General features: G+C 66.9%; 15 protein-coding genes, 1 tRNA gene and 2 pseudogenes. 10 read left to right on the forward strand and 8 right to left on the reverse strand.

Going from position 1 to position 19,567, the window contains the following annotated elements; all coding sequences use genetic code 11:
* Nucleotides 1-33: 33 nt before the first annotated feature.
* On the reverse strand, nucleotides 34-621 hold the full coding sequence (locus ACWPV3_RS13540; RefSeq protein ID WP_453978189.1) for a hypothetical protein: 588 nt from the start codon (nucleotides 619-621) through the stop codon (nucleotides 34-36).
* Between the two features lie 143 nt (nucleotides 622-764).
* Nucleotides 765-3,722, reverse strand: a complete 2,958-nt coding sequence (locus ACWPV3_RS13545; RefSeq protein ID WP_453978190.1) for a TonB-dependent receptor domain-containing protein — start codon at nucleotides 3,720-3,722, stop codon at nucleotides 765-767.
* A gap of 250 nt (nucleotides 3,723-3,972) precedes the next feature.
* Here ACWPV3_RS13545 and ACWPV3_RS13550 point away from each other — a divergent pair, with 250 nt between their 5' ends.
* Both ACWPV3_RS13550 and ACWPV3_RS13555 read left to right on the forward strand, forming a co-directional pair.
* Nucleotides 3,973-4,512 (forward strand): hypothetical protein, encoded by a 540-nt coding sequence (locus tag ACWPV3_RS13550; RefSeq protein ID WP_453978191.1) that lies wholly within the window; start codon nucleotides 3,973-3,975, stop codon nucleotides 4,510-4,512.
* 220 nt (nucleotides 4,513-4,732) lie between these two features.
* Nucleotides 4,733-5,635, forward strand: coding sequence for an MBL fold metallo-hydrolase (locus ACWPV3_RS13555; RefSeq protein ID WP_453978192.1), 903 nt, complete (start codon nucleotides 4,733-4,735; stop codon nucleotides 5,633-5,635).
* Here the strand turns inward: ACWPV3_RS13555 and ACWPV3_RS13560 are convergent.
* Both ACWPV3_RS13560 and ACWPV3_RS13565 read right to left on the reverse strand, forming a co-directional pair.
* Nucleotides 5,632-6,315: a DUF1499 domain-containing protein gene (locus tag ACWPV3_RS13560; protein WP_453978193.1), complete on the reverse strand. Its 684-nt coding sequence runs from the start codon at nucleotides 6,313-6,315 to the stop codon at nucleotides 5,632-5,634. The genes ACWPV3_RS13555 and ACWPV3_RS13560 overlap by 4 nt on opposite strands.
* A gap of 19 nt (nucleotides 6,316-6,334) precedes the next feature.
* Complete coding sequence (locus tag ACWPV3_RS13565) at nucleotides 6,335-7,963, reverse strand: long-chain-fatty-acid--CoA ligase (RefSeq protein ID WP_453978194.1); 1,629 nt, start codon at nucleotides 7,961-7,963, stop codon at nucleotides 6,335-6,337.
* Nucleotides 7,964-8,123: 160 nt separating this feature from the next.
* Here ACWPV3_RS13565 and udk point away from each other — a divergent pair, with 160 nt between their 5' ends.
* Genes udk through tgt form a run of 3 tightly spaced genes read left to right on the forward strand, consistent with a single transcriptional unit; the run spans nucleotide 8,124 to nucleotide 10,359 of the window.
* Complete coding sequence (udk, locus tag ACWPV3_RS13570) at nucleotides 8,124-8,771, forward strand: uridine kinase (RefSeq protein WP_453978195.1); 648 nt, start codon at nucleotides 8,124-8,126, stop codon at nucleotides 8,769-8,771.
* 1 nt (nucleotide 8,772) lies between these two features.
* Entirely contained in the window at nucleotides 8,773-9,246 is a 474-nt protein-coding gene (locus ACWPV3_RS13575) for a hypothetical protein (protein ID WP_312733333.1), read from the forward strand.
* The gene (tgt, locus tag ACWPV3_RS13580) at nucleotides 9,247-10,359 is read left to right on the forward strand and encodes a tRNA guanosine(34) transglycosylase Tgt (protein WP_453978196.1); all 1,113 of its coding nucleotides are present in this window, start codon (nucleotides 9,247-9,249) and stop codon (nucleotides 10,357-10,359) included. It abuts the gene before it with no gap.
* Here the strand turns inward: tgt and ACWPV3_RS13585 are convergent.
* Nucleotides 10,356-10,898 (reverse strand): hypothetical protein, encoded by a 543-nt coding sequence (locus tag ACWPV3_RS13585; RefSeq protein WP_453978197.1) that lies wholly within the window; start codon nucleotides 10,896-10,898, stop codon nucleotides 10,356-10,358. The genes tgt and ACWPV3_RS13585 overlap by 4 nt on opposite strands.
* 83 nt (nucleotides 10,899-10,981) lie before the next feature.
* Nucleotides 10,982-11,058: transfer RNA gene (locus ACWPV3_RS13590), tRNA-Lys, on the reverse strand.
* A gap of 164 nt (nucleotides 11,059-11,222) precedes the next feature.
* Between ACWPV3_RS13590 and ACWPV3_RS13595 the strand changes: the two are divergent.
* From ACWPV3_RS13595 to ACWPV3_RS13615, 5 genes and pseudogenes are all read left to right on the forward strand, one after another.
* A pseudogene (locus tag ACWPV3_RS13595) lies at nucleotides 11,223-11,534 on the forward strand (CoA transferase); the annotation flags it as partial.
* Nucleotides 11,535-11,652: 118 nt separating this feature from the next.
* Nucleotides 11,653-12,052 (forward strand): annotated as a pseudogene (locus ACWPV3_RS13600) (CoA transferase); the annotation flags it as partial.
* A 258-nt stretch (nucleotides 12,053-12,310) separates the two neighbouring features.
* Entirely contained in the window at nucleotides 12,311-12,577 is a 267-nt protein-coding gene (locus tag ACWPV3_RS13605; RefSeq protein ID WP_292087590.1) for a hypothetical protein, read from the forward strand.
* A gap of 32 nt (nucleotides 12,578-12,609) precedes the next feature.
* Entirely contained in the window at nucleotides 12,610-14,430 is a 1,821-nt protein-coding gene (locus tag ACWPV3_RS13610; RefSeq protein ID WP_453978198.1) for an autotransporter assembly complex protein TamA, read from the forward strand.
* Nucleotides 14,427-18,686 carry a translocation/assembly module TamB domain-containing protein gene (locus ACWPV3_RS13615; protein WP_453978199.1) on the forward strand — a complete coding sequence of 1,420 codons (4,260 nt, stop codon included), beginning with the start codon at nucleotides 14,427-14,429 and terminating at the stop codon, nucleotides 18,684-18,686. The genes ACWPV3_RS13610 and ACWPV3_RS13615 overlap by 4 nt, the downstream gene beginning before the upstream one ends.
* On the opposite strand, the gene arsC is transcribed toward ACWPV3_RS13615, so the two are convergent.
* Both arsC and ACWPV3_RS13625 read right to left on the reverse strand, forming a co-directional pair.
* Nucleotides 18,683-19,024, reverse strand: coding sequence for an arsenate reductase (glutaredoxin) (gene arsC / locus ACWPV3_RS13620; RefSeq protein WP_453978200.1), 342 nt, complete (start codon nucleotides 19,022-19,024; stop codon nucleotides 18,683-18,685). The two genes, ACWPV3_RS13615 and arsC, sit on opposite strands and share 4 nt — an antisense overlap.
* 2 nt (nucleotides 19,025-19,026) lie before the next feature.
* The gene (locus ACWPV3_RS13625; protein WP_453978201.1) at nucleotides 19,027-19,563 is read right to left on the reverse strand and encodes a hypothetical protein; all 537 of its coding nucleotides are present in this window, start codon (nucleotides 19,561-19,563) and stop codon (nucleotides 19,027-19,029) included.
* Nucleotides 19,564-19,567: the final 4 nt, after the last annotated feature.

Raw genomic sequence — 19,567 nt, forward strand, 5'->3', positions numbered from 1 at the left:
CAGACCGCCGCTTCCCGTCGCTTCACCCGTGGATCAGTTGGCGCTGGAAGGCGCAGCGGCCGGGGCTTCCAACCCGACCTCCGCCGGGGTCGCCGGCGGGGTGGTGATGTTCTCGCGGATACGGCGCGCCGCGTGTTCGCAGCGGCCCGGCAGGCCATAGAACAGGCCGAACGACTGGCTGCGCGCCGCCTCGTCCTGGCTTGCCAACAGCGGCGCCCATTGCGCCTTCACCGCTGCGACCGCACGCGCGGCCTCGGCCTTGGATGCGGCGTTCTGGCGCGGCTCGGCGACAGCCAGGGCGCTGCGGAAATCCTGCGCTTCCAGACGGCCCAGGCGGATCAGTTCCAGGTCTTCCGGCGCATGGTCGGTCAGGGTCTCCCCCAGATCGGCATGGCCTGTCACCAGGGCGTCGCACCAGGCGACAAGCGGATAGTCGGACGTCGGCGCCCCGCGCGGCAGCGGATTGGCGTAGGCGATGGCTTCGCGCACCTTCAGGGCGTCCGCCGTCTCGGCGGGTCGCGCGCGTGTCACCACGGGGCCTTCGGCCTCCTGAGCGAACACGGGGCTGCTCGCACCGATCAGCGACAGGGCGGCGACGCCGCCAAGAAGGGTCTTGAACATGATGGTCCTTGAACTCTGCGCCACGACTGCGGGCGGCGAAGCTTAACGCTCTCAGACCCAGATGGTTTTTCTGCGACCGCCCCCCAACGAAAAAGGCGGCGGAGCGTGGCCCCGCCGCCTCAGTTTTCGTGTTCAGACCGGCGTTAGAACTTGGCGGTCAGACCGACGTAGTAACGACGACCCAGCACATCGTAGGTCGACGGATCGGTGTTCGCTTGAACGCCCGGATCGAAGACGTTGGGTTGCTCGTCGGTGAGGTTGTTCACGCCACCGCGCAGCGACACGACGTCGTTGATCGCCCACGAACCATTCAGATCGAAGTAGTCGATCGAAGGCAGAACCTCCGTGGTGTTGATCACGGTGATCTCCCCGACCCGACGCCAGCGAGCGCCAATAGAGAACGGGCCGTCGGACCAGGTGACGGAGGTCAACGCCTTCCACTCGGGGAAGGTGTTGCCGAACGAGCTGTCGATCGTGCCGGTGCGATCCGTGAAGACACCACCAGCGACGACGTTGTCCTCATAGTTCTCAAGCCAGCTCACGACCGTGTTGAACTTCAGTCGGCCCCAGTCACCCGCGCCGATATCGGCCATGTTGAGCGACCAATCCGCCTGAAGGTCGATGCCCGACGTCTTGACCATGCCCAGGTTGGCTTGGTTTTCGACCGCGCCGACAATATTGCCCGACAGCGGATCGCGACGGAACAGCTGACAGTAAGAGTTGCTGGCGCTGAAGGTCGGATTTTCACCGGTGACGTTGAAGCAACCCTTCAGCGAGTCGGCCGCCGAGATGGAGCCGATCGCATCCGTGATCTCAATATTATAGTAGTCTATCGAGGCCGACAGCCCCGACAGCCAAGGCGACTGAAGCGGCGACTGATAAACCAGACCGACCGACCAGCTATCCGAGGTTTCCTCTTTCAGGTTGGGGTTGCCGCCGGTGCGGCTTTCGACCTGGTTATTGGAATACTGGTAGTTGTCGATCGCCAGGGCAGAAATGCCTTGCGCCAAGCACAGTGCACGCACGGCCGCCGCATTCGCACCTTGGCGGAAGCTGCTACGCGTGTCGCAAGGATCGCCGCCCGTCCCGGTCGCGGAAGGCGCGCCGATATTGGGGAAGTCCGAGCTTGCCGTTGCAAACAGCTCGCCGATGGAGGGCGCACGCACCGAGCGGCTGTAACCACCGCGTGCGCGAAGGCCGCCCGCGATGGTCCAGTCCAGCTCAGCACGATAGGCCTGGGTGCCACCAGCCGTGCTGTAGTCGGCGTAGCGATAGCCCAGGTTCAGGTCCAGCTGCTCGATGAAGGGGATGTCCGACAGAAGCGGTACGAGCGCTTCAATGAACAGTTCCTTCGAGCTTGTGCCGCCGGCCAGTGAAGGCGTGGGGTTGAAGCCAGCGATTTCCGACCCACCGATGTTGCCGCCGTCAGGCTGCCCATTCAATCCCAGGTGAGGCGTCGTTGCGTTGACTTGAGCCAAGGAGGAGTCAGCGCCAAAGGCGAAGTCGTCTTGGCGATACTGGGCGCCGAGGGCGACGCGCGCTTCACCGGCCGGCAGATCGAAAGCCTTGCCTTGCAGGGTGGCTTCAATGACGCGTTGTTCAGTTACAGTGGAGTTCCGCGCCGAGCGACCGATGTAGTTGATGCAGTCGGCCGACAGATCGGTGACGCCGAACGGATCGAAACCGCCCGAGCACAGGCTGCGTCCGCCATCGGGGGCGTCCAGCAAACGTTGGACCGAAGACCGCGAAACGTTGCCAGTTTGCGTCGTCGTGTTCGAGACGCGGCCATACGAACCGTAGACATCATAGGTCCAGGTGCTTTGCGGCACCTGCCCACGGACGCCCGCAGTGATTTGATAGATGTTGTATTCTTCGGTCGAGTGACGGCCGCCAAGCGAGGTGAAGCGCTTGTTCAGCAGGAACGAACCATTGGGGTTCGCACGCGCGTTGAGGAAGGTGCGCAGGTCGGCCGGAATGAACGGGTTGGTCGCCGGGACGCGGAAACCGGTGCCGTTGGCGGCCGGGCTGGCAGCCAGTTCGGTGTCGCCGATATACTGCGTGAACAGGGCGCTGGCGTAGACTTCGGCGTTCTCATTGATCTTGTAGCGACCGCCGCCGTACACATTGTAACGGTCGAGCGGAAGTTGAAGATAGTTAAGCGGACCAGTGTTGAACGTGTAGTTTGCACCCGGCGCCGTATATTCCGCACCCGCACCGGCAGGATTCTTGACGTTGAGCTTTCCGGTGTACGAAAACAGGCTGTTGTCGTCGTTGAAACCGAAAGCCCCCGTGTTCGACAGCGTCGCATTGTTGAAGTAGGCGCGAACGACAGCCAGGCTGGGCAGGTTGTTGCTGTCAAAGATGGTCGAACCCAAGGGGGAAGTGCCCGACGGACCCGAAACCTTCGAGAAATCACGCGCGGCGTTGTAGATGGTCGCGCGCGTGGAGCGGCCCAGCGACAACACCATGTTGCCGCGGTCATCGTCGAAGTTCCCGCCAAGCGTTACCGAATAAGATTCGGTCCGGCCGTCACCACGGTCCGTTTCACCATACTGGGCGTCCACCTGAACGCCGGTGAAATTGTCGTCGAGGATGAAGTTGGCGACGCCTGCCAGCGCATCCGAACCATAGGCCGCCGAAGCGCCGCCCGAGATGACTTCAATATTCTTGATCAGCGCGGTCGGGATCAGGTTGACGTCGACCGAACCGTCCGAGTTCGACGGAACGACGCGACGGCCGTTCATCAGAACCAGCGTGCGGTTTGACCCCAGGTTACGCAGGTTGATGTTGGCCTGGCCGCCATTGGACGGGTTGTTCGACGTCGAGGAGATCGAGGGCGTGAACTGCGGCAGGTCGTTGATCAGGCTGTCGATCGTGACGGCGCCGGTCGCCTGGAAGTCTTGCGCGCTGACGGTGACGATGGGGCTGGTCGAACGGTAGTCCTGGCGCGCGATACGCGAACCAGTGACGACGATTTCGCCGACTTCGGTGGCTTGATCATCGGTCGTTTGGGCGAAGGACGGCGAAGCCGCCATCGCCAAGGCCGCGCCGCCGATGATCGTGGTCGCCAGCAAGCCGCTGCGATATCTGTTGGTGGTCAAGGTTGCTCTCCCGAAAGAGTCGAAGCTCGCCAAACGCGAGTCGCTCAATAATTACCGCCCGATCACGCGATCGGTCTCGAGGAGAGCATACCAAGCCATGCGCCAAGTCCAGCTTGAAGCACACCTGCGAACACAATGGCGACACGAATGTCGCAAAGACGTCACACCTTAGGCCGCAAGAACGAAGTCTGTTCGTGCGAAATCTCATGCTAAAGATCGATACGAACCACCGCCCGTCACGAGAAATATCATGCCCCTTAAAAGCCATGCAGTTTTTACGTATGTCTCAACTATTGGCGCTTTATCGATTATTTTTTGCTCAAACACGGCCTTGTCTCAGGAATATTCACCACGAAACAGGGAGGGGCTTTTGGAGGCTGTCACGCGATGCCGAGATCTACAGGACGATAATGCTCGACTCGCTTGCTTCGACGCCGCCGCAACAAATCTGGCGGCCGCTGGGGAGCTCACCGTGGTCAGCCGGCAGGATGTGCAGCAGAACCAGCGGCGACTATTCGGCTTCAACGTATCGATCGCCAATCCGTTCGACCGCGAGGGTCGGTCCGAAGAGTTGCAGTCCATTTCGGGGACGATGATAGGCGCTCGAAATCTGGGACGAGGCGAGTGGATCATCACACTCGACGATGGATCGACTTGGCGGAAAGTCGATGGAGGAGATCCCATTTTCTCGGCACGGCGCCAATACCCCGTGACCGTGCGTCGAGCAGCCTTGGGGAGTTACATGATGAAAGTCGGCGACACGCCCCCGTTTCGAGTTCGCCGGGAGTAGTCGTCGCCTAACGCTGTATTGTCACTCGCGTCGCATACGGCGCGGGTTCGGGCGTGCATGAGGCTGCGACAAGTTGGATCGCCATGAGACACAGCAGGGCTGCGGCCAGGGCCTGGAGCCGTTTTGAGACAACGAGGATGATCGACCGGGCCAAGGGGCATGCTCCGACTGAGGTTGCGGGCTTCGAGAGGCAAGCGCCACGCCAGCAATGGTGGACGTCGTGATTCCCTTCGTTCGGGCGTTCGACTTCGCCTATGGGCGGCGCGACTTCGTCTCCCCCCTGATCCAGCGAGTGATCGCCGAGAATCCGGGGCCGTTCACCTTTACAGGCACGGGGACCTATATCGTCGGGCGTCCCGATGCGGGCGCGACTGTCGCCGTGATCGATCCGGGCCCCATGGACAAGGCCCACTTGGCGGCTCTGCTTGAAGCCGTTGCAGGACGCACGGTCAGTCATGTCTTTGTGACCCATACCCATCGCGACCACGCCCCCCTCGCCCGTCCTTTCGCCCAGGCGACGGGCGCCGCGATCCTGGCGGCGCGGCCTCCGCTACAGGAAACCCACGCCTCGGGCATGCTGGACGAGGACGAAGACGCCGATTTCCGCCCCGACATCGTGCTGTCGGGCGGCGAGATCGTCGTGGGCGACGGCTGGACGATGGAGGCGGTCGCCACGCCCGGGCACACCTCGAACCACATGGCCTTCGCGCTGAAGGAGGAAAACGCGCTGTTCAGCGGCGATCACGTCATGGGCTGGTCCACCACCGTCGTCGCCCCGCCGGACGGGAACATGCGCGATTATATGGACAGTCTGGACCGGGTGATCGCCCGCGACTTCGAGACGATCTGGCCGACCCATGGGCCGCCGATCACCCAGGTTCGACCTTTCCTGAGCGCCTATCGCGCCCACCGTCTGGACCGCGAGGCCCAGATCTTGGCGCGGCTTCAGGCGGGCGACCGCACCGTCGCGGAGATCGTCCCGATCCTGTACGCCGGCGTCGACCCGCGCCTCTGGCCGGCCGCGTCCTTGTCGGTGCTGGCCCATCTGGTGAAGTTGGTCGGCGAAGGGCGCGCGACCGTCGTGGGCGAACCGTCCCTGGGCGCTGTCTTCGGCGCGACCTAGCGCTGAGCTTCCAGGTTCGCGACGATCTTGGCTGTCAGGCGGCAGGTCGCGCCGCCGTCGGGGCGGGGGTCGCGGGCGACGACGCGGACGTCGGTGCGGCCTGGGCGGATGCGGACGACGGCGTCGTAGGGAAAGCCGAACCAGGCCCCTTCGTGCACGCCCTCGACCTCGAAGGTCGCGGCGCGCGCCACCGGGAATCCGGCATCGACCAAGGCGGAAACGGCCTGTTGGGCCAACATCTGGCTGGGCACGGCCTGAGCCCCGGGACAGGCCGGCGCGCCCTGGACGTCGGCGGCGCCGGGATGAAGGTCGGCCAAAGCGTTGAATCGGGGCGCCTCGGCCACATTGGTGCTGACGTCGCGGGGGTTCGGCTGGGCCAGGCGATAGGCCTGGAACTGGAACACCCCGACCGTGCCGCCGGCCAGGGTCAGGGCGATCAGGGCGAAGACGCCGCGTCGACGCAGGTCGCGCAGCGCCAGAACCCCTACCGCCACAGCCGCCGCCAGAGCGACCCAGCCCAGCCCCCGCGCCACCGTCCAGGTCAGCAGGTCATAGGCGACGGCCAGAGACACGCCGCCGAACCGCGTCGCCGCCACGGCCGCCACCACCAGCACCGGTGCTACGGCGGTCAGGGCCGTGAGCCACAGGATCAGGGGCGGAACAGGCTTTCGGGACAACATCGACGCTCTCGGCACACGATCAGGCGGATTCGGGCAGACGGTAGTCCTTCATCCGTTCGCGCAGAAGCTTCTTGTCGATCTTGCCCGTGGCGCCCAGCGGGATTTCCGCCACCGCCACCACGTCATCGGGCATCCACCATTTGGCGATCTTGCCCTTCAGGAAGTCGAGATGCTCCTGCTTGTCCAGGGTTTCATCGGGCTTCAGCTTCAGGATCAGCACCGGCCGTTCGTCCCATTTGGGGTGGGCCGCGCCGATCACGGCGGCGATATCGACCTTGGGGTGGCCCACGGCGATGTTCTCGATCTCGATGGAGCTGATCCATTCGCCGCCTGACTTGATGACGTCCTTGGCGCGGTCGGTGATCTGCATGAAACCGATCTCGTCCACCGTGGCCACGTCGCCGGTGTCGAAGAAGCCCTCGTCGTCCAGGATCGATCCTTCCTCCTTGAAATAGCCCTTGCTGATCGTCGGCCCCTTGACCATCAGCCGGCCGAAGGTCTCGCCGTCGTGCGGCAGTTCGTTCCCGGCCTCGTCCTTCAGCTTCAGCTCGACGCCCAGCGGCGGCACGCCCTGTTTCAGGCGATATTTCATCTGCTCGTCATAGGGCAGCTTCAGGATTTCGGGCGGCAGGTTGCCGATGGTGCCGATGGGCGAGGTCTCGGTCATGCCCCAGGCGTGGGTGACTTCGACGCCGAAATCGTCCTGGAAGCCCCGGATCAGGCTTTCCGGACAGGCCGAACCGCCGATCAGAACCCGCTTCAGGGTCGAGAAGCCCAGACCGTTGGCCTTCATGTGCGCGAACAGCCCCTGCCACACCGTCGGCACGGCGGCCGAGAAGGTCACGCCCTCCTGCTCGATCAGTTCGTAGATCGAGGCTCCGTCCATCTTGGCGCCCGGCATGACCAGCTTGGTCCCGGCGGCCGGGCCGGCGAAGGCGATGCCCCAGGCGTTGGCGTGGAACATCGGCACGACCGGCAGGATCACCTCCTTGGGCGTCGCGCCCATGACGGTGGCCTGAAGCCCCATGAAGGTGTGCAGGAAGTTGGAGCGGTGCGAATACAGCACCCCCTTCGGATTACCCGTCGTGCCCGAGGTGTAGCACAGGCCGCAGGCGGTCTGTTCGTCGAAGTCGCCCCAGACCACGTCCGCGGACTGGCCCGCGATGACGTCCTCATAGGCGACGGCCTTGGGCAGGCTGGTCTGCGGCATATGGGCGGCGTCGGTCATGATCACGACGCGTTCGACCTTGGGGATGTGCGGCAGGATGGCTTCCAGCAACGGCACGAAGGTCAGGTCGACGAAGATGATCCGGTCTTCGGCGTGGTTGATGATATAGACGAGCTGTTCGGGGAACAGGCGCGGGTTCAGGGTGTGGCAGACCGCGCCGATGCCCATGATGCCGTACCAGGCCTCGATATGATTGCCGGTGTTCCAGGCCAGGGTCGCGACCCGGTCGCCTGGTTTGATCCCCCAATCCTTCAGGGCGTTCGAGACCCGTTTGGCCCGATCGTGAATCTGGGCGTAGGTCGTGCGGACGATCGGTCCCTCGACAGAACGGGTCACGACCTCGCGCGCGCCGTGCCAGTTTTTGGCGTGATCGATGATCTTGTCGACCGTCAGCGGCCAGTCCTGCATCAAGCCCAGCATATGCGTTTCCTTGTGTCCTTGGGTTGCGTCGGCTTGGATGCGACGCTTGAGCAGACGCTATCATTGGTTATCAGCGATAAGCAACGTGACCTTGCGTCACCTTCGGCGCGGCGGATCGTCCCTTGTGGCGTCGACTGGCGCGGCGCCCTAGAAGGCCCGGATGGCTATTCTGATTGCGATCACGGGGGGGTCGGGCTCCGGCAAGAGCACGCTGGCCGAGGCCCTGGTTTCGGCCCTGCCGGACGGCGCGGCGGTTCTGGTGCGCGAGGACTCCTATTACCGGGACGCGGCCTCCCTGCCTGGCTTCGACGCAGCGACGTTCGATTTCGACGATGTGGCGGCGCGCGATCACAACCTGATGATCCGCGACCTGCAGGCGTTGAAGGCTGGAGAGGACGTCGTCGCCCCGGTTTATTCCTTCATCCATCACGGACGCGAGCCGGGCGGAGAACCCGTGCCCGCCGCCCAGGTCGTGATCGTGGAGGGCACCCACGTCCTGTGCACCCCCGCCTTGACGGCCCTGTTCGATATCCGGGTGTTCGTGGACACGCCGGCGGACATCCGCTTCATCCGACGCCTGCTGCGCGACCAGGCCGAGCGTGGCCGGTCGGCCGATTCGGTCGTGGCCCAGTATCTGGCGACCGTGCGTCCCGGCCATGAACGGCTGACCGAACCGTCGCGCACCCACGCCGACTTCATCGTCGCCGACGCCACCGCCGCCGTGCGCCTGGAAGACCCGCAGGCCGTGGTGCGCCTCGCCGCGCCGGTCCTGGCCCATCCGCTGCTTCAGTCCCTGCTGGACGACTGAGATGGATTTCGACGACCTTCCCCCCGACCTGCGCGACGGCCTGATCGCCGTGGGCGAGGCGGCTCAGGACCTGCGTGAGCCGTGGTGGATCTTCGGCGGCGCGGCCATGGCCCTTTACGGACTGACGGACCTGCATGTGCCCGACATAGACGTGCTGTGCGCGCGGCGCGACGCACCCGTGCTGCTAACCGCCCTGGGCGGCCATGTCGTGCCCGATCCGGGCGAGGGCCTGTTCCGTTCGGCCGTCTTCGGCCGCGCGCCGGACCAACCCCTGCTGGTCGAGGTCATGGCAGAACTGGAGACGCGCGACGGCGGCGAGTGGCGCCCTGCCGGCTTCACCTCGCGACGTCGGATCGTTCTGGACGACGTCGATCTGTTCGTGCCCGACATTCGGGACCATATCGCCCTCTACCGCCTGTTCGGCCGCCCCAAGGATCTGGTGCGGGTCGAGCAGCTTGAACGACTGATCGCCTGAATGCCCTTCCCCTTCGACATCTCCGCCACCGAAGGTCGCGCCCGCACGGGCGTGCTGAAAACGTCGCGCGGCGACATCCGCACCCCCGCCTTCATGCCCGTCGGCACCGCCGCCACGGTCAAGGCGATGACGGTGGATCAGGTCAAGGCGACCGGCGCCGACATCATCCTGGGCAACACCTATCACCTGATGCTGCGCCCCGGCCCCGAGCGGATGGAGCGTCTGGGCGGGCTTCACAAGTTCATGGGCTGGGACAAGCCGATCCTGACCGACTCGGGCGGTTTTCAGGTCATGTCCCTGGCCGGGATTTCCAAGGTGAAGGAAGAGGCCGTCACCTTCTCCAGCCATATCGACGGCTCCAAACACGTCCTGACGCCGGAACGCTCCATCGAGATTCAGGCCGACCGCATCGGCGCCGACATCTCCATGCAGTTGGACCAGTGCGTCGCCTTCCCGGCGGAGAAGGAGGCGGCCAGAAAGGCGATGGAGCTGTCGATCCGCTGGGGCGCCCGGTCCAAGGCGCGCTTTGGCCAGCGCGAGCATCAGGCCCTGTTCGGCATCCAGCAGGGTTCGACCTTCGAAGACCTGCGTCGCCAATCGTCGGAACAGCTTCAGGAGATCGGCTTCGACGGCTACGCCATCGGCGGTCTGGCCGTGGGCGAAGGCCATCAGGCCATGTGCGAGGTGCTGGACTATGCGCCGGAGTTTCTGCCCGCCGACCGCCCCCGCTATCTGATGGGCGTGGGCAAGCCGGTCGATCTGGTCGAGGCGGTGTGGCGCGGCGTCGACATGTTCGACTGCGTCCTGCCGACGCGGGCCGGTCGTCACGGCCAGGCCTGGACCTGGGACGGCCCGCTGAACCTGAAGAACGCCCGCTTCGCCGAGGATCAGGACCCGCTGGACCCGGCCATCGCCGGCCCATCGTCGCAATATTCAAAGGCCTATCTGCATCACCTGATCCGCGCCGACGAAATCCTGGGCAAGGTGCTGCTCAGCTGGCACAACATCGCCTTCTATCAGGCCCTGACGGCGGCGATGCGGGCGGCGATCTCGGAAGGTCGGTTCGAAGCCTTCCGCCGCGACTTCCACGCCCGGCACACGTCGAACGGCTAGCGCCTCGGCTGGAACCAGCCGGGCGCGGCCGGCGGGGCGCAGTTCCGCTGCATGCCGACGCCCTTCAGGAAGGCGCGCCGCATTCGGCCGGCCTGAATGGCGGATTGGACGTGCCTGGAATGCTGGTCGGCGCCGCTGAGCCGACGGATCCAGCTGCGTCCCGGAATGAAGTCGGTGGTCGTGTTGCGGATGGCGTCCAGCGCCGCCCTGGCCGCCGCATCCGCCGCCTGCTCGCTGCGGTACGATCCGTCCTGGCGCGGCGGTTCGTCGGTGTCCGACCCAAGGGCCTCATCCAGCCGCGCCACTTCCGCGCCGATGGTCGTGCACTGGTTCAGATTGCGCAGATCGTAAGGATTGGCCTCGGCCTGCAGCAGGACGGTGGGAATCAGCTGACGTCGCAGGTTCAGATCGTCCAGCGGCGCCGTGACCGCATCGCCCAGCCCGGTCCGCACCTGCTCCACCCCGCCCAAGGCCGAATGACCGGCGTTGCACCCCGCCAGGACGAGGGCGACGAGACTTACAGAGACGATACGCTTCATGCCGCCCTTAGACCACGTGGGGCGACGGGGATCAAAAGCCCATAGGCCCAGACAGCAAAAAGCCCGCCGAAGCGGGCTTTAGATGGTACGTCCTCTCGGGCTCGAACCGAGGACCCTCTGATTAAAAGTCAGATGCTCTAACCAACTGAGCTAAGGACGCACCGCGCGACGTCCGGGCTGGCCCGAACCGTCGAAGGGCGCCTTCTGTTGCAATCCGCTCTTCCGGTCAAGTGCGCCGCTGGCTACTCATGACGAATGCAACCCTTAGCTAGCCTACGCATCCTGGAGTTCGACGGTCTGGGCCCCGTCACCTTCGCCGGCATGATGCTGGCCGATCTGGGCGCCGAGGTGCTGCGTCTCAGCCGCGCGGCGTCCGTGGGCGCGGGCGCCTTCGATGAGGTGGGCGGCGCGGTGTTGCACCGGAGCCGCGCCTCCATTCCCGTCGATTTGAAGGACGCGGCCGACCGGGACCGCATCCTGGCTCTGGTCGAAAAGGCCGACGCTGTGATCGAGGGATTTCGACCCGGGGTGATGGAGCGCCTGGGTTATGGGCCCGACGTCCTGCAGCAGCGCAATCCCGCCCTGGTGTTCGGTCGCGTCACCGGCTGGGGCCAGACCGGCCCCCTGGCCCAGACGGTGGGGCACGATCTGAACTACATCGGCCTGTCGGGTCTGCTTCACGCCATGGGGTTAAGCGGATCGACCGCCCGCCCCGCCGCTGAACGTGGTGGGCGACTATGGCGGCGGGGCGATGATGCTGGTCGTGGGCGTGCTGGCGGGGCTGATCGAAGCGCGCACCACGGGGCGCGGTCGGGTGGTGGACGCCGCCATGACCGACGGCGCGGCCTTGCTGGGCGGTCTGTTCCAGGCCTTGCGCGGCCAAGGCGCCTGGAGCGACCGACGCGGGGCCAATCTGCTGGACGGCGGCGCGCCCTTCTATCGCTGCTATCGCTGCCGCGACGGCGGGTTCGTGGCCGTGGCGGCGCTGGAGCCGCGCTTTTACGCCGCCCTGTTGCACGGCCTGGACATCGCGCCCGAGACAGCGCCGCAATACGATTTCGCCGGATGGTACCCTTCATGCTCGGCTGGAGCAGATCTTCGCCCAGCGCGACCGCGACGACTGGGCCGCCGCCTTCGCCGACACCGAGGCCTGCGTCACCCCGGTCCTGTCCCTGTCCGAGGCGCTGACCATCCGCACAATCGCGCGCGGGCGACGTTCGAGGACGGTCTGCCGACGCCCGCACCCCGATCGACGGCGCCCCGGTTCGCGCAGCCGCACCCCCACCCTCCGTGACGCTTTCAGACGCCATTCAGGCTTGGTCACACACAGGATGACCTCGGACATTTTGCTCGTTATGGAACGGCGCAAGACCCTGAGACGTTGCAAGGGGTCTAAGCCGGGGACTTTTGTGATGAAACGCTCGATCCTTGTTCTGGCCGCCACGGCTCTCGGGGCGCTCAGCCTCTCGGCCTGCGACGACCGTCGGTCGAGCGACTACGACGATGACCGCACCCCGCCCGTCGATGTCGCCCCGCCCGAACCCGCCCCGCCGGAACGACCCGTCGAGACGCCGCCCGTCACCGACCCCGTGCCGACCCCGCCGCCGGAAAAGCTGAAACCTGACGAACGCAGTTCCGAACAGTCGGTCCAGCCCGACAGCGAAACCCTCTTCTACTGAACCGCGCGAGGCGCCGGGCCCGGCGCCCGGCGATGACACCTGTTGACGAAGGTTTCCGTTTGAAATTCCGGCCGACCCTGATTCTCGCCGCCATGGCCGCCTGGACGGCGTGCGCCGACGCCGCCTCGGCGGAGCCGCGCGCCCAGATTCGGGGCGACATGAGCGGCGATCTGCGCCGGATGCTGGAACGCGCCGTCGGCACGGTGGACGACGCCGCCGAGAGCCGGTTCGAGGCGCGCCGCCGCGCGCGTGGCGCGATGGACGCCGCCCTGGCCCTGTTGCGGTCGGAAGGCTACTACCAACCCCTGCTTGAGGATCAGGTCGAGGGCGAGCAGACCCCCGTGGCCATCGTCGACGTCACCCCTGGGCAACGCTTCCTGCTGACCGATCCGGCCGTCCGCTGGACCGATCCCGCGCCCGACGCCGACAGCGCCCATGACGCCATCGCCGCCATCGGGCTGAAGGCCGGCGATCCCGGTCGCGCCGTGGACATCATCGCCGGCGAGGGCCGGATCGTCGCCAGCCTGACCCGGGACGGCTACGCCGACGCCAAGGCCGAGCCGCGCCGCGTCGTCGTCGATCACGCTGCATTCACCGTCGCCCCCGAATACCACATCGCCTCGGGCCTTCTGGTCCGGTTGAACGGCGTGCGTCTGGTCACGCGCGGCGGCACCAATGCCGATTGGGTCGCGGGCCTGGCGCCCTGGAAGGAAGGCGACCGCTACGATCCCGACGAGGTGGCCGAGCTGGAGCGTCGGCTTCTGGACACCGGCGTCTATGACAATGTCGGCGTCGCCCTGGCCCCCGTCGATCAGACCACCGAAGCGGGCTTGCGTCCCGTCATCGTCACTCTTCAGGATCGACCGCGCCGCATTCTGGAAGCCGGCGCCACCTGGTCCACAGCCGAGGGCGCGGGCGTGGATGTGATCCAGACCCGTTACAATCGCTTCGGCCGGGCCGACACCTTGCGGCTTGAGGCCCGCCTGGCCAACATCGACAGCCGCCTCGGCGCCGACCTGTCGCTGCCCCACTGGCGCCGCCCGGGCCGGACGCTGAAACTGAGCGCCGCCCTGGTCAATCAGGAAACCGACGCCTTCCACCGCGCGGCCGTGGTCCTGGCCGCCGATCTGCAACAGCGCATCGGCAAGACCTCCTATTTCAACTACGGCGTCGGCCTGGACGCCGGACGCTACGCCGAGAGCCGCTACGACTACACCACCGTGCCGCCCCGCTCGGTCAAGCTGGACCGCGACCTGGCCATCCTGACGGGCCGGACCAGCGCCTATCTGGATCGGTCGAACGATCCGCTGAACCCCACCACCGGCTGGCGCGTGAACCTGTCGGTCCAGCCGACCGCCGTGACGGGCCAGGACACCATCGTCTTCCTGCGCACGGAAGGGCAATCCACGGCCTATTTCCCGATCCAGAAGGGGCGAACCGTCCTGGCCGGCCGCCTGCGCATTGGCTCCATCGTCGGCGGCGGCGAGCTGACCGTGCCGTCCGACCGCCTGTTCTATTCGGGCGGCGGGGGTTCGGTGCGCGGCTATTCCTATCAGGGCGTCAATCCCCAGTTGCCGGATGGCACGCCGGGCGGGGGCCTGTCGTTGTTCGAAACCTCGTTCGAGGTTCGACGCGACATCGGCGAAAGCTTCCAGGCCGTCGGCTTCGTGGACGCCGGCGCCGTCGGCTTCCAGGCGACACCGAACCTGACCAACACCCGCTATGGCGTCGGGGCGGGCGTGCGCTACAAACTCCCGTTCGGCCCCATCCGCGCCGACGTAGCCATGCCGCTGAACCGGCGTCCGGGCGACGCGGCCTTCCAGATCTATGTCAGCATCGGCCAGGCGTTTTGACCGACACCCCTCCCCCGCCCCCGACATCCGAGGACGCCCCGACGCAGGAAGCCCCGAAGACGCCTGCCCGGCGGGAAAGGGTCCGCAAGGCGGCCTGGCGGGTTTGGACCCGGCGTCTGGCCCTGATCGCGGTGGGCGTGGTCGCGGTCCTGTTGGTCTTGACGGCCGCCGCCCTGGTCGGCGGCCGCTACTACATCGGTTCGGATTCCGGCCGCGAACGGGTCGCCGCCCTGCTGCAGAACCAGAAGCTGAGCCGGTATGGCCGACTGAACGTCTATGGGGTGAAGGGCGACCTTCTGCATGACTTCAGCATCGACCGGCTGACCGTGACCGACGCCCAGGGCGTCTGGCTGGAAGCACGCAACGTCCACATGGACTGGTCCTACTGGCCCCTGCTAGGCCGGCGCTTTCACGCCAAGGATATCAGCGCCGACGTCATCCGCCTGATCCGCCAGCCGGTGCTGGAACCGGACACCGGTCAGCCGGGCGGCCCGCAGCCGATCTCCATCGCCATCGACCGCTTCTCGACCCACGTCGAACTGATGGAGGGCTTCTCCAAGGAGTACGGACGCTGGGCGCTGTCGGGCAAGGCCGACATTCCACGCACGGGCGTCAAATCGGCCGTCGTCGACGCCGACAGCCTGAACCGACCCGGCGACTTCCTGCGTTTGAACGCCAGCTTCGGCGGCAAGCTGGAGGACACCCGGCTGAACCTGCGCGCCAACGAGGCGCAGGGCGGCCCCCTGGCGGGCAGCCTGGGCTATTCGCCGGACCAGCCCTTCTCGGCGGTCGCCGTGCTGAACGACGAGATCGTTCACGCCAGGGTCCAGACCGGGCGATTCACCCCCCTGACGATCGAGGGGCAATTCGGCAAGAACGGATCACGCGTGTCGGGCTTCGCCGACTTCAGCGGCTCGGAACTGCTGGCGCCCTTCATCACCAAGATCGGCCGCACCGCGCGCTTCGGCTTCGCCATGGTACCGTCGAGGGACAAGGCCTACCAGGGCGTCGGCTGGAAACTGATCGCCGACAACGTCGCCTCCCAGGCCTCGGGCGTCATCCGCATGTCGGACCGCAGTTCGCCCGACGGGATCAGGCTGGATTTACAGATCGCCTCGCTCAGCCGTCTGGCCGGTTCGGACGTGGCCGGCCCCGCCGCCTATTCCGGCGTGTTCAAGGGCGACGCCGCGAACTGGAGCCTCGAGGGCCAGGCCACCGTGCTGAACGCCAACCTGGCCAGCTACCGCGCCACCCGCATCGCCGGCCCGCTGAACGTCCAGGTCAAGAACGGCCGCATGGACCTGGACGGCGACATCCGCGCCAATGGCGGCGTCGCCAACGGCATCATCGGCGGCCTTCTGGGCTCCAGCCCGCGCGTGCAGCTTCAGGCCGCGCGCATGAAGGACGGCGCCCTGCTGCTGGAAAAGGTCGATCTGACCGGTCAGGGCCTGACGCTGAAGGGCTCGGGCGGACGCAATCTCCTGGGCGGCATGAGCTTCCGCGGCGACGTTCGCCTGACCGACGCCTCGCGCATCCTGCCCAAGGCGCGCGGCGCCTTCGGGGGCCCCTTGCGCGCCTCTACCGCCCGCACAGGCGCGCCCTGGGTGCTGAACTTCGACGGACGCGGCCGCGACCTGTCGGTCGGCCTGCCCGAACTGGACCGGATCCTGGGCAAGACGCCCCGCCTGCAGCTGGACGGTCGTCTGAACGGCGGCCGTATCGAGGTCACGCGCGGCGAACTGACCGGCGCGGCCGGACGCGCCGGCGCCAAGGGCCTGATCGAAACGGCCGGACGCCTGCGCCTGGCCCTGGACTGGAACGCGCGCGGTCCCTTCAACGCCGGCCCGGTCGAGATCGGCGGCGACATGAAGGGTCAGGGCGCCCTGACCGGCACCCTGTCAGAGCCCCGCGTCGATCTGACCGCCGGCTTCCAGACCATCACCGCCGGCGCCCTGGTGCTGAACGACGCCGACATGGTGCTGAGCTTCCGCAAGGGCACGGACGCCTCCGACGGCCGCATCACCGTGACCAGCGGCTCCAACTACGGCCCGGCCCGAGCGCAGGGGAACTTCTTCCTGGGCGGCGACCGCATCCGCCTGACCGATCTGGACGTCAACGCCGGCGGAGTGACGGCCCAGGGCGCCGTGGCCCTGTCGAACAACATTCCCTCCAGCGCCGACCTGACCTTCACCGCACGTTCCGGCGCCTTCCTGGCGGCGGGCGAGGCCAACGGCCGGGTGCGCCTGACCGAAGGCGGCGGCTCCGACACCGCCGTGCTGGACGTCACGGGCCGCAACGTGCGGCTGGCGGGCCAGACCTGGACCCTGCGCACCCTGAACCTGAAGGGCCAGGGAACGCTGGCCCGCCTGCCTTTCACCCTGGCGCTGGACGTCGGCGGCGACACGCCGGCCCAGTTCAACGGCGCGGGCGTCTATTCCCGCCAGGGTCAGGCGCACAATCTGACCCTGCAGGGCGGAGGGCGTGTGCGCGAAGTCGCCTTCACGACCCGCAGCCCGGCCTCCATCACCCTGAACGGCGCCGAACGCTCGGCCCATCTTGACCTCGGTGTCGGCGGCGGCGTGCTGCTGGCCGACATGCGCCAGGACGCCCGATCCGCCCAACTTCAGGCCGATCTGACGACGGTGGACGTGGGCTCCCTGGCGCCGGACCTGCGCGGCACGGCCACCGGCCGGATCACCGTGCGCGGCACGGGCGACGACCTATCGGGCACGGCCAATCTGGTCCTGGCCAAGATCCGCAGCATCGACGCGCCCGCCGGCCTGGCCGTGGACGGGCGGCTGGACGCCGTCCTGGCCCGCGACACCCTGACCGTGCGCGCCACCGCCGTCGACGAGGGCGCCGTCCAGGCCTCGGCCGACCTGACCTTGCCGGTGGAGACCTCGGCAGCGCCGCTGCGCCTGGCCATCGCCCGCACCCGTCCGATGTCGGGCAACGTGGCGATCAACGGTCAGATTCAGCCGATCTGGGACCTGTTCCTGGGCGGCGAACGCAGCCTGTCGGGCCAGGTCGCCGGCCGCGCCGTCCTCGGCGGCACCCTGGCCGAACCCCGCATCAACGGCCGGTTCGACCTGAGCCAGGGCGCCTATCGCGAGAATGCGGTGGGTCTGGTCCTGGGCGACTTGACCCTGCGCACCAGCTTTGACGACACCACCGCCCAGATCGAGACCTTCACCGCCAACGACCGCTCGGGCGGCACGGTGACGGGTCAGGGCCGGATCGGCCTGCGCGAAGGCTCGGGCTCCACGGCCCAGCTGACGCTGAACCGCTTCCGCGTCATCGACAACGACATCGGCGAAGCCCGCGCCTCGGGTCCGATCACCATCGTTCGCGGCCAGGACGGCAACGTCCAGCTGACGGGCCAGATGAATATCGACGAGGCCCGGATCGAACCCGAAGTGCCCGGCTCTACCGGCATCGTCTCCATGGACGTGGTCGAGATCAACCGTCCCGGCGGCGATCCCGTCGACACCGAAAAGAAGGCGCGCGGACCGCAGATCGGCATGAACATCGCCCTGCGCTCCTCGGGCGGCAAGGTGCGGGTCAGCGGTCGCGGCCTGAACGTCGTGCTGGACGTCAACGCCCAGGTGCGCGGCACCATCGCCCAGCCCCAACTGACCGGCGTCGCAAACGTGGTGCGCGGCGACTACGAGTTCGCGGGCAAGCGTTTCGTCTTCGACGACGACGGCCGCGTCACCCTGTCGACCGATCCCAAGCTGATCCGCCTGAACCTGTCGGCGACGCGTGAGGACACGGCCCTGACCGCCTCCATCAACGTCACCGGCACGGCGGCGGAGCCCAAGATCGCCCTGACCTCCACCCCCTCCCTGCCCCAGGACGAAATCCTGTCGCAAGTGCTGTTCGGCCGTTCGGCCTCGCAGTTGTCGCCGTTCGAGGCGGCCCAGCTGGCGGCCGGGGTTGCGGCCCTGGCCGGCGGCGGCGGCTTCGACGTGATCGGCAATCTGCGCGAACTGGCGGGTCTGGACCGGCTGTCGTTCGGGGGCGAGGCTTCGGCCGTCACCATCGCGGGCGGCCGCTACATCACCGACAACGTCTATCTGGAAGTGATCGGGGGCGGCGAAGGCGGGGCGGCGGTCAAGGTCGAATGGCAACCCCGTCGCAACATCGCCGTGGCCTCGCAGTTCGGCGGTCAGGGCGACACCAGCCTGTCGATCCGCTGGCGGCGCGAGAGCCGCCCGCCCGGCGAGCAGCGCGACCGACGCCCCAACCGGCGTTAGAGAACCTCGAGCACCCGTTCGACGGGCCGGCCGATCCGGGCGCCCTTGTCGGTCTCGATGATCGGGCGTTCGATCAGGGCGGGCTCGGCCAGGACCGCCTTCAGGATATCGGCGTCCGAGGCGTTCGCCTCCAGCAGGGCCTTGGCCGCCGCCTCCTTGGCTCGCAACAGGCCGCGCAGAACTAGGCCCGTGTTCGACGCCAGGCGCTCCAGCGTCGCCTTGTCCCAGCCGGTCTTCAGATATTCGACCACCGTCGGCTCGATCCCCCGCTCGCGCAGCAGGGCCAGGGCGTTGCGCGACGTGCTGCATTTCGGATTGTGGTAGAGGACGACGCTCATGCTCAAGGCTCCTGCTTCAGGCGATGCAGCACCAGGGCCCCGCGCAGGGCGGCGACATACAGCACCCCACACACCAATTGGATCGCCCACGTCAGCACGCTCATCGTCACGAAGCCCGGGGCCATGCCGTGATACTGGCCGGTGCTCAGCCCCACCAGGCCTGTCACGGCGCTGTATGCGATCAGAATCAGCAGGATGATCGGAATGGCGCGGGTCATGAACTTCCATTGAACCCAGGCCAGGACCAGGCAGATCGCCACGGTCACGACCATGCCGCCCACCATCGCCCAAGGCATGATGGTCGCCATCATCGTCTGCTGGGCCTGCTGCATCTCGTCGGACATGCCCATTCGGGCGTACTGATTGGCCATGATGGTCGCCATCCATTCCGGATGCATCGCCATCAGCCCCGCCGAGGCCAGGCTGGACGCCGCCGAGAGGATCAGGGCGAAACTGGCGGTGCGCGCCGCCCGCTGCGCCTCGGCCATGGCGCGGGGGCGATTGAAAGGATTGGCGGCGCGCAGCCAGGATTCGAGCATGACG

Source organism: Brevundimonas sp. Marseille-Q4549 (assembly GCF_976940555.1).

Excerpts from the sequence above, each read along its gene's own strand:
- ACWPV3_RS13540 (WP_453978189.1), bottom strand. The coding sequence starts at position 621 with ATGTTCAAGACCCTTCTTGGCGGCGTCGCCGCCCTGTCGCTGATCGGT.
- ACWPV3_RS13550 (WP_453978191.1), top strand. The coding sequence starts at position 3,973 with ATGCCCCTTAAAAGCCATGCAGTTTTTACGTATGTCTCAACTATTGGC.
- ACWPV3_RS13560 (WP_453978193.1), bottom strand. The coding sequence starts at position 6,315 with ATGTTGTCCCGAAAGCCTGTTCCGCCCCTGATCCTGTGGCTCACGGCC.
- ACWPV3_RS13565 (WP_453978194.1), bottom strand. The coding sequence starts at position 7,963 with ATGCTGGGCTTGATGCAGGACTGGCCGCTGACGGTCGACAAGATCATC.
- udk (WP_453978195.1), top strand. The coding sequence starts at position 8,124 with ATGGCTATTCTGATTGCGATCACGGGGGGGTCGGGCTCCGGCAAGAGC.
- ACWPV3_RS13575 (WP_312733333.1), top strand. The coding sequence starts at position 8,773 with ATGGATTTCGACGACCTTCCCCCCGACCTGCGCGACGGCCTGATCGCC.
- tgt (WP_453978196.1), top strand. The coding sequence starts at position 9,247 with ATGCCCTTCCCCTTCGACATCTCCGCCACCGAAGGTCGCGCCCGCACG.
- ACWPV3_RS13585 (WP_453978197.1), bottom strand. The coding sequence starts at position 10,898 with ATGAAGCGTATCGTCTCTGTAAGTCTCGTCGCCCTCGTCCTGGCGGGG.
- ACWPV3_RS13605 (WP_292087590.1), top strand. The coding sequence starts at position 12,311 with ATGAAACGCTCGATCCTTGTTCTGGCCGCCACGGCTCTCGGGGCGCTC.
- ACWPV3_RS13610 (WP_453978198.1), top strand. The coding sequence starts at position 12,610 with ATGACACCTGTTGACGAAGGTTTCCGTTTGAAATTCCGGCCGACCCTG.
- arsC (WP_453978200.1), bottom strand. The coding sequence starts at position 19,024 with ATGAGCGTCGTCCTCTACCACAATCCGAAATGCAGCACGTCGCGCAAC.
- ACWPV3_RS13625 (WP_453978201.1), bottom strand. The coding sequence starts at position 19,563 with ATGCTCGAATCCTGGCTGCGCGCCGCCAATCCTTTCAATCGCCCCCGC.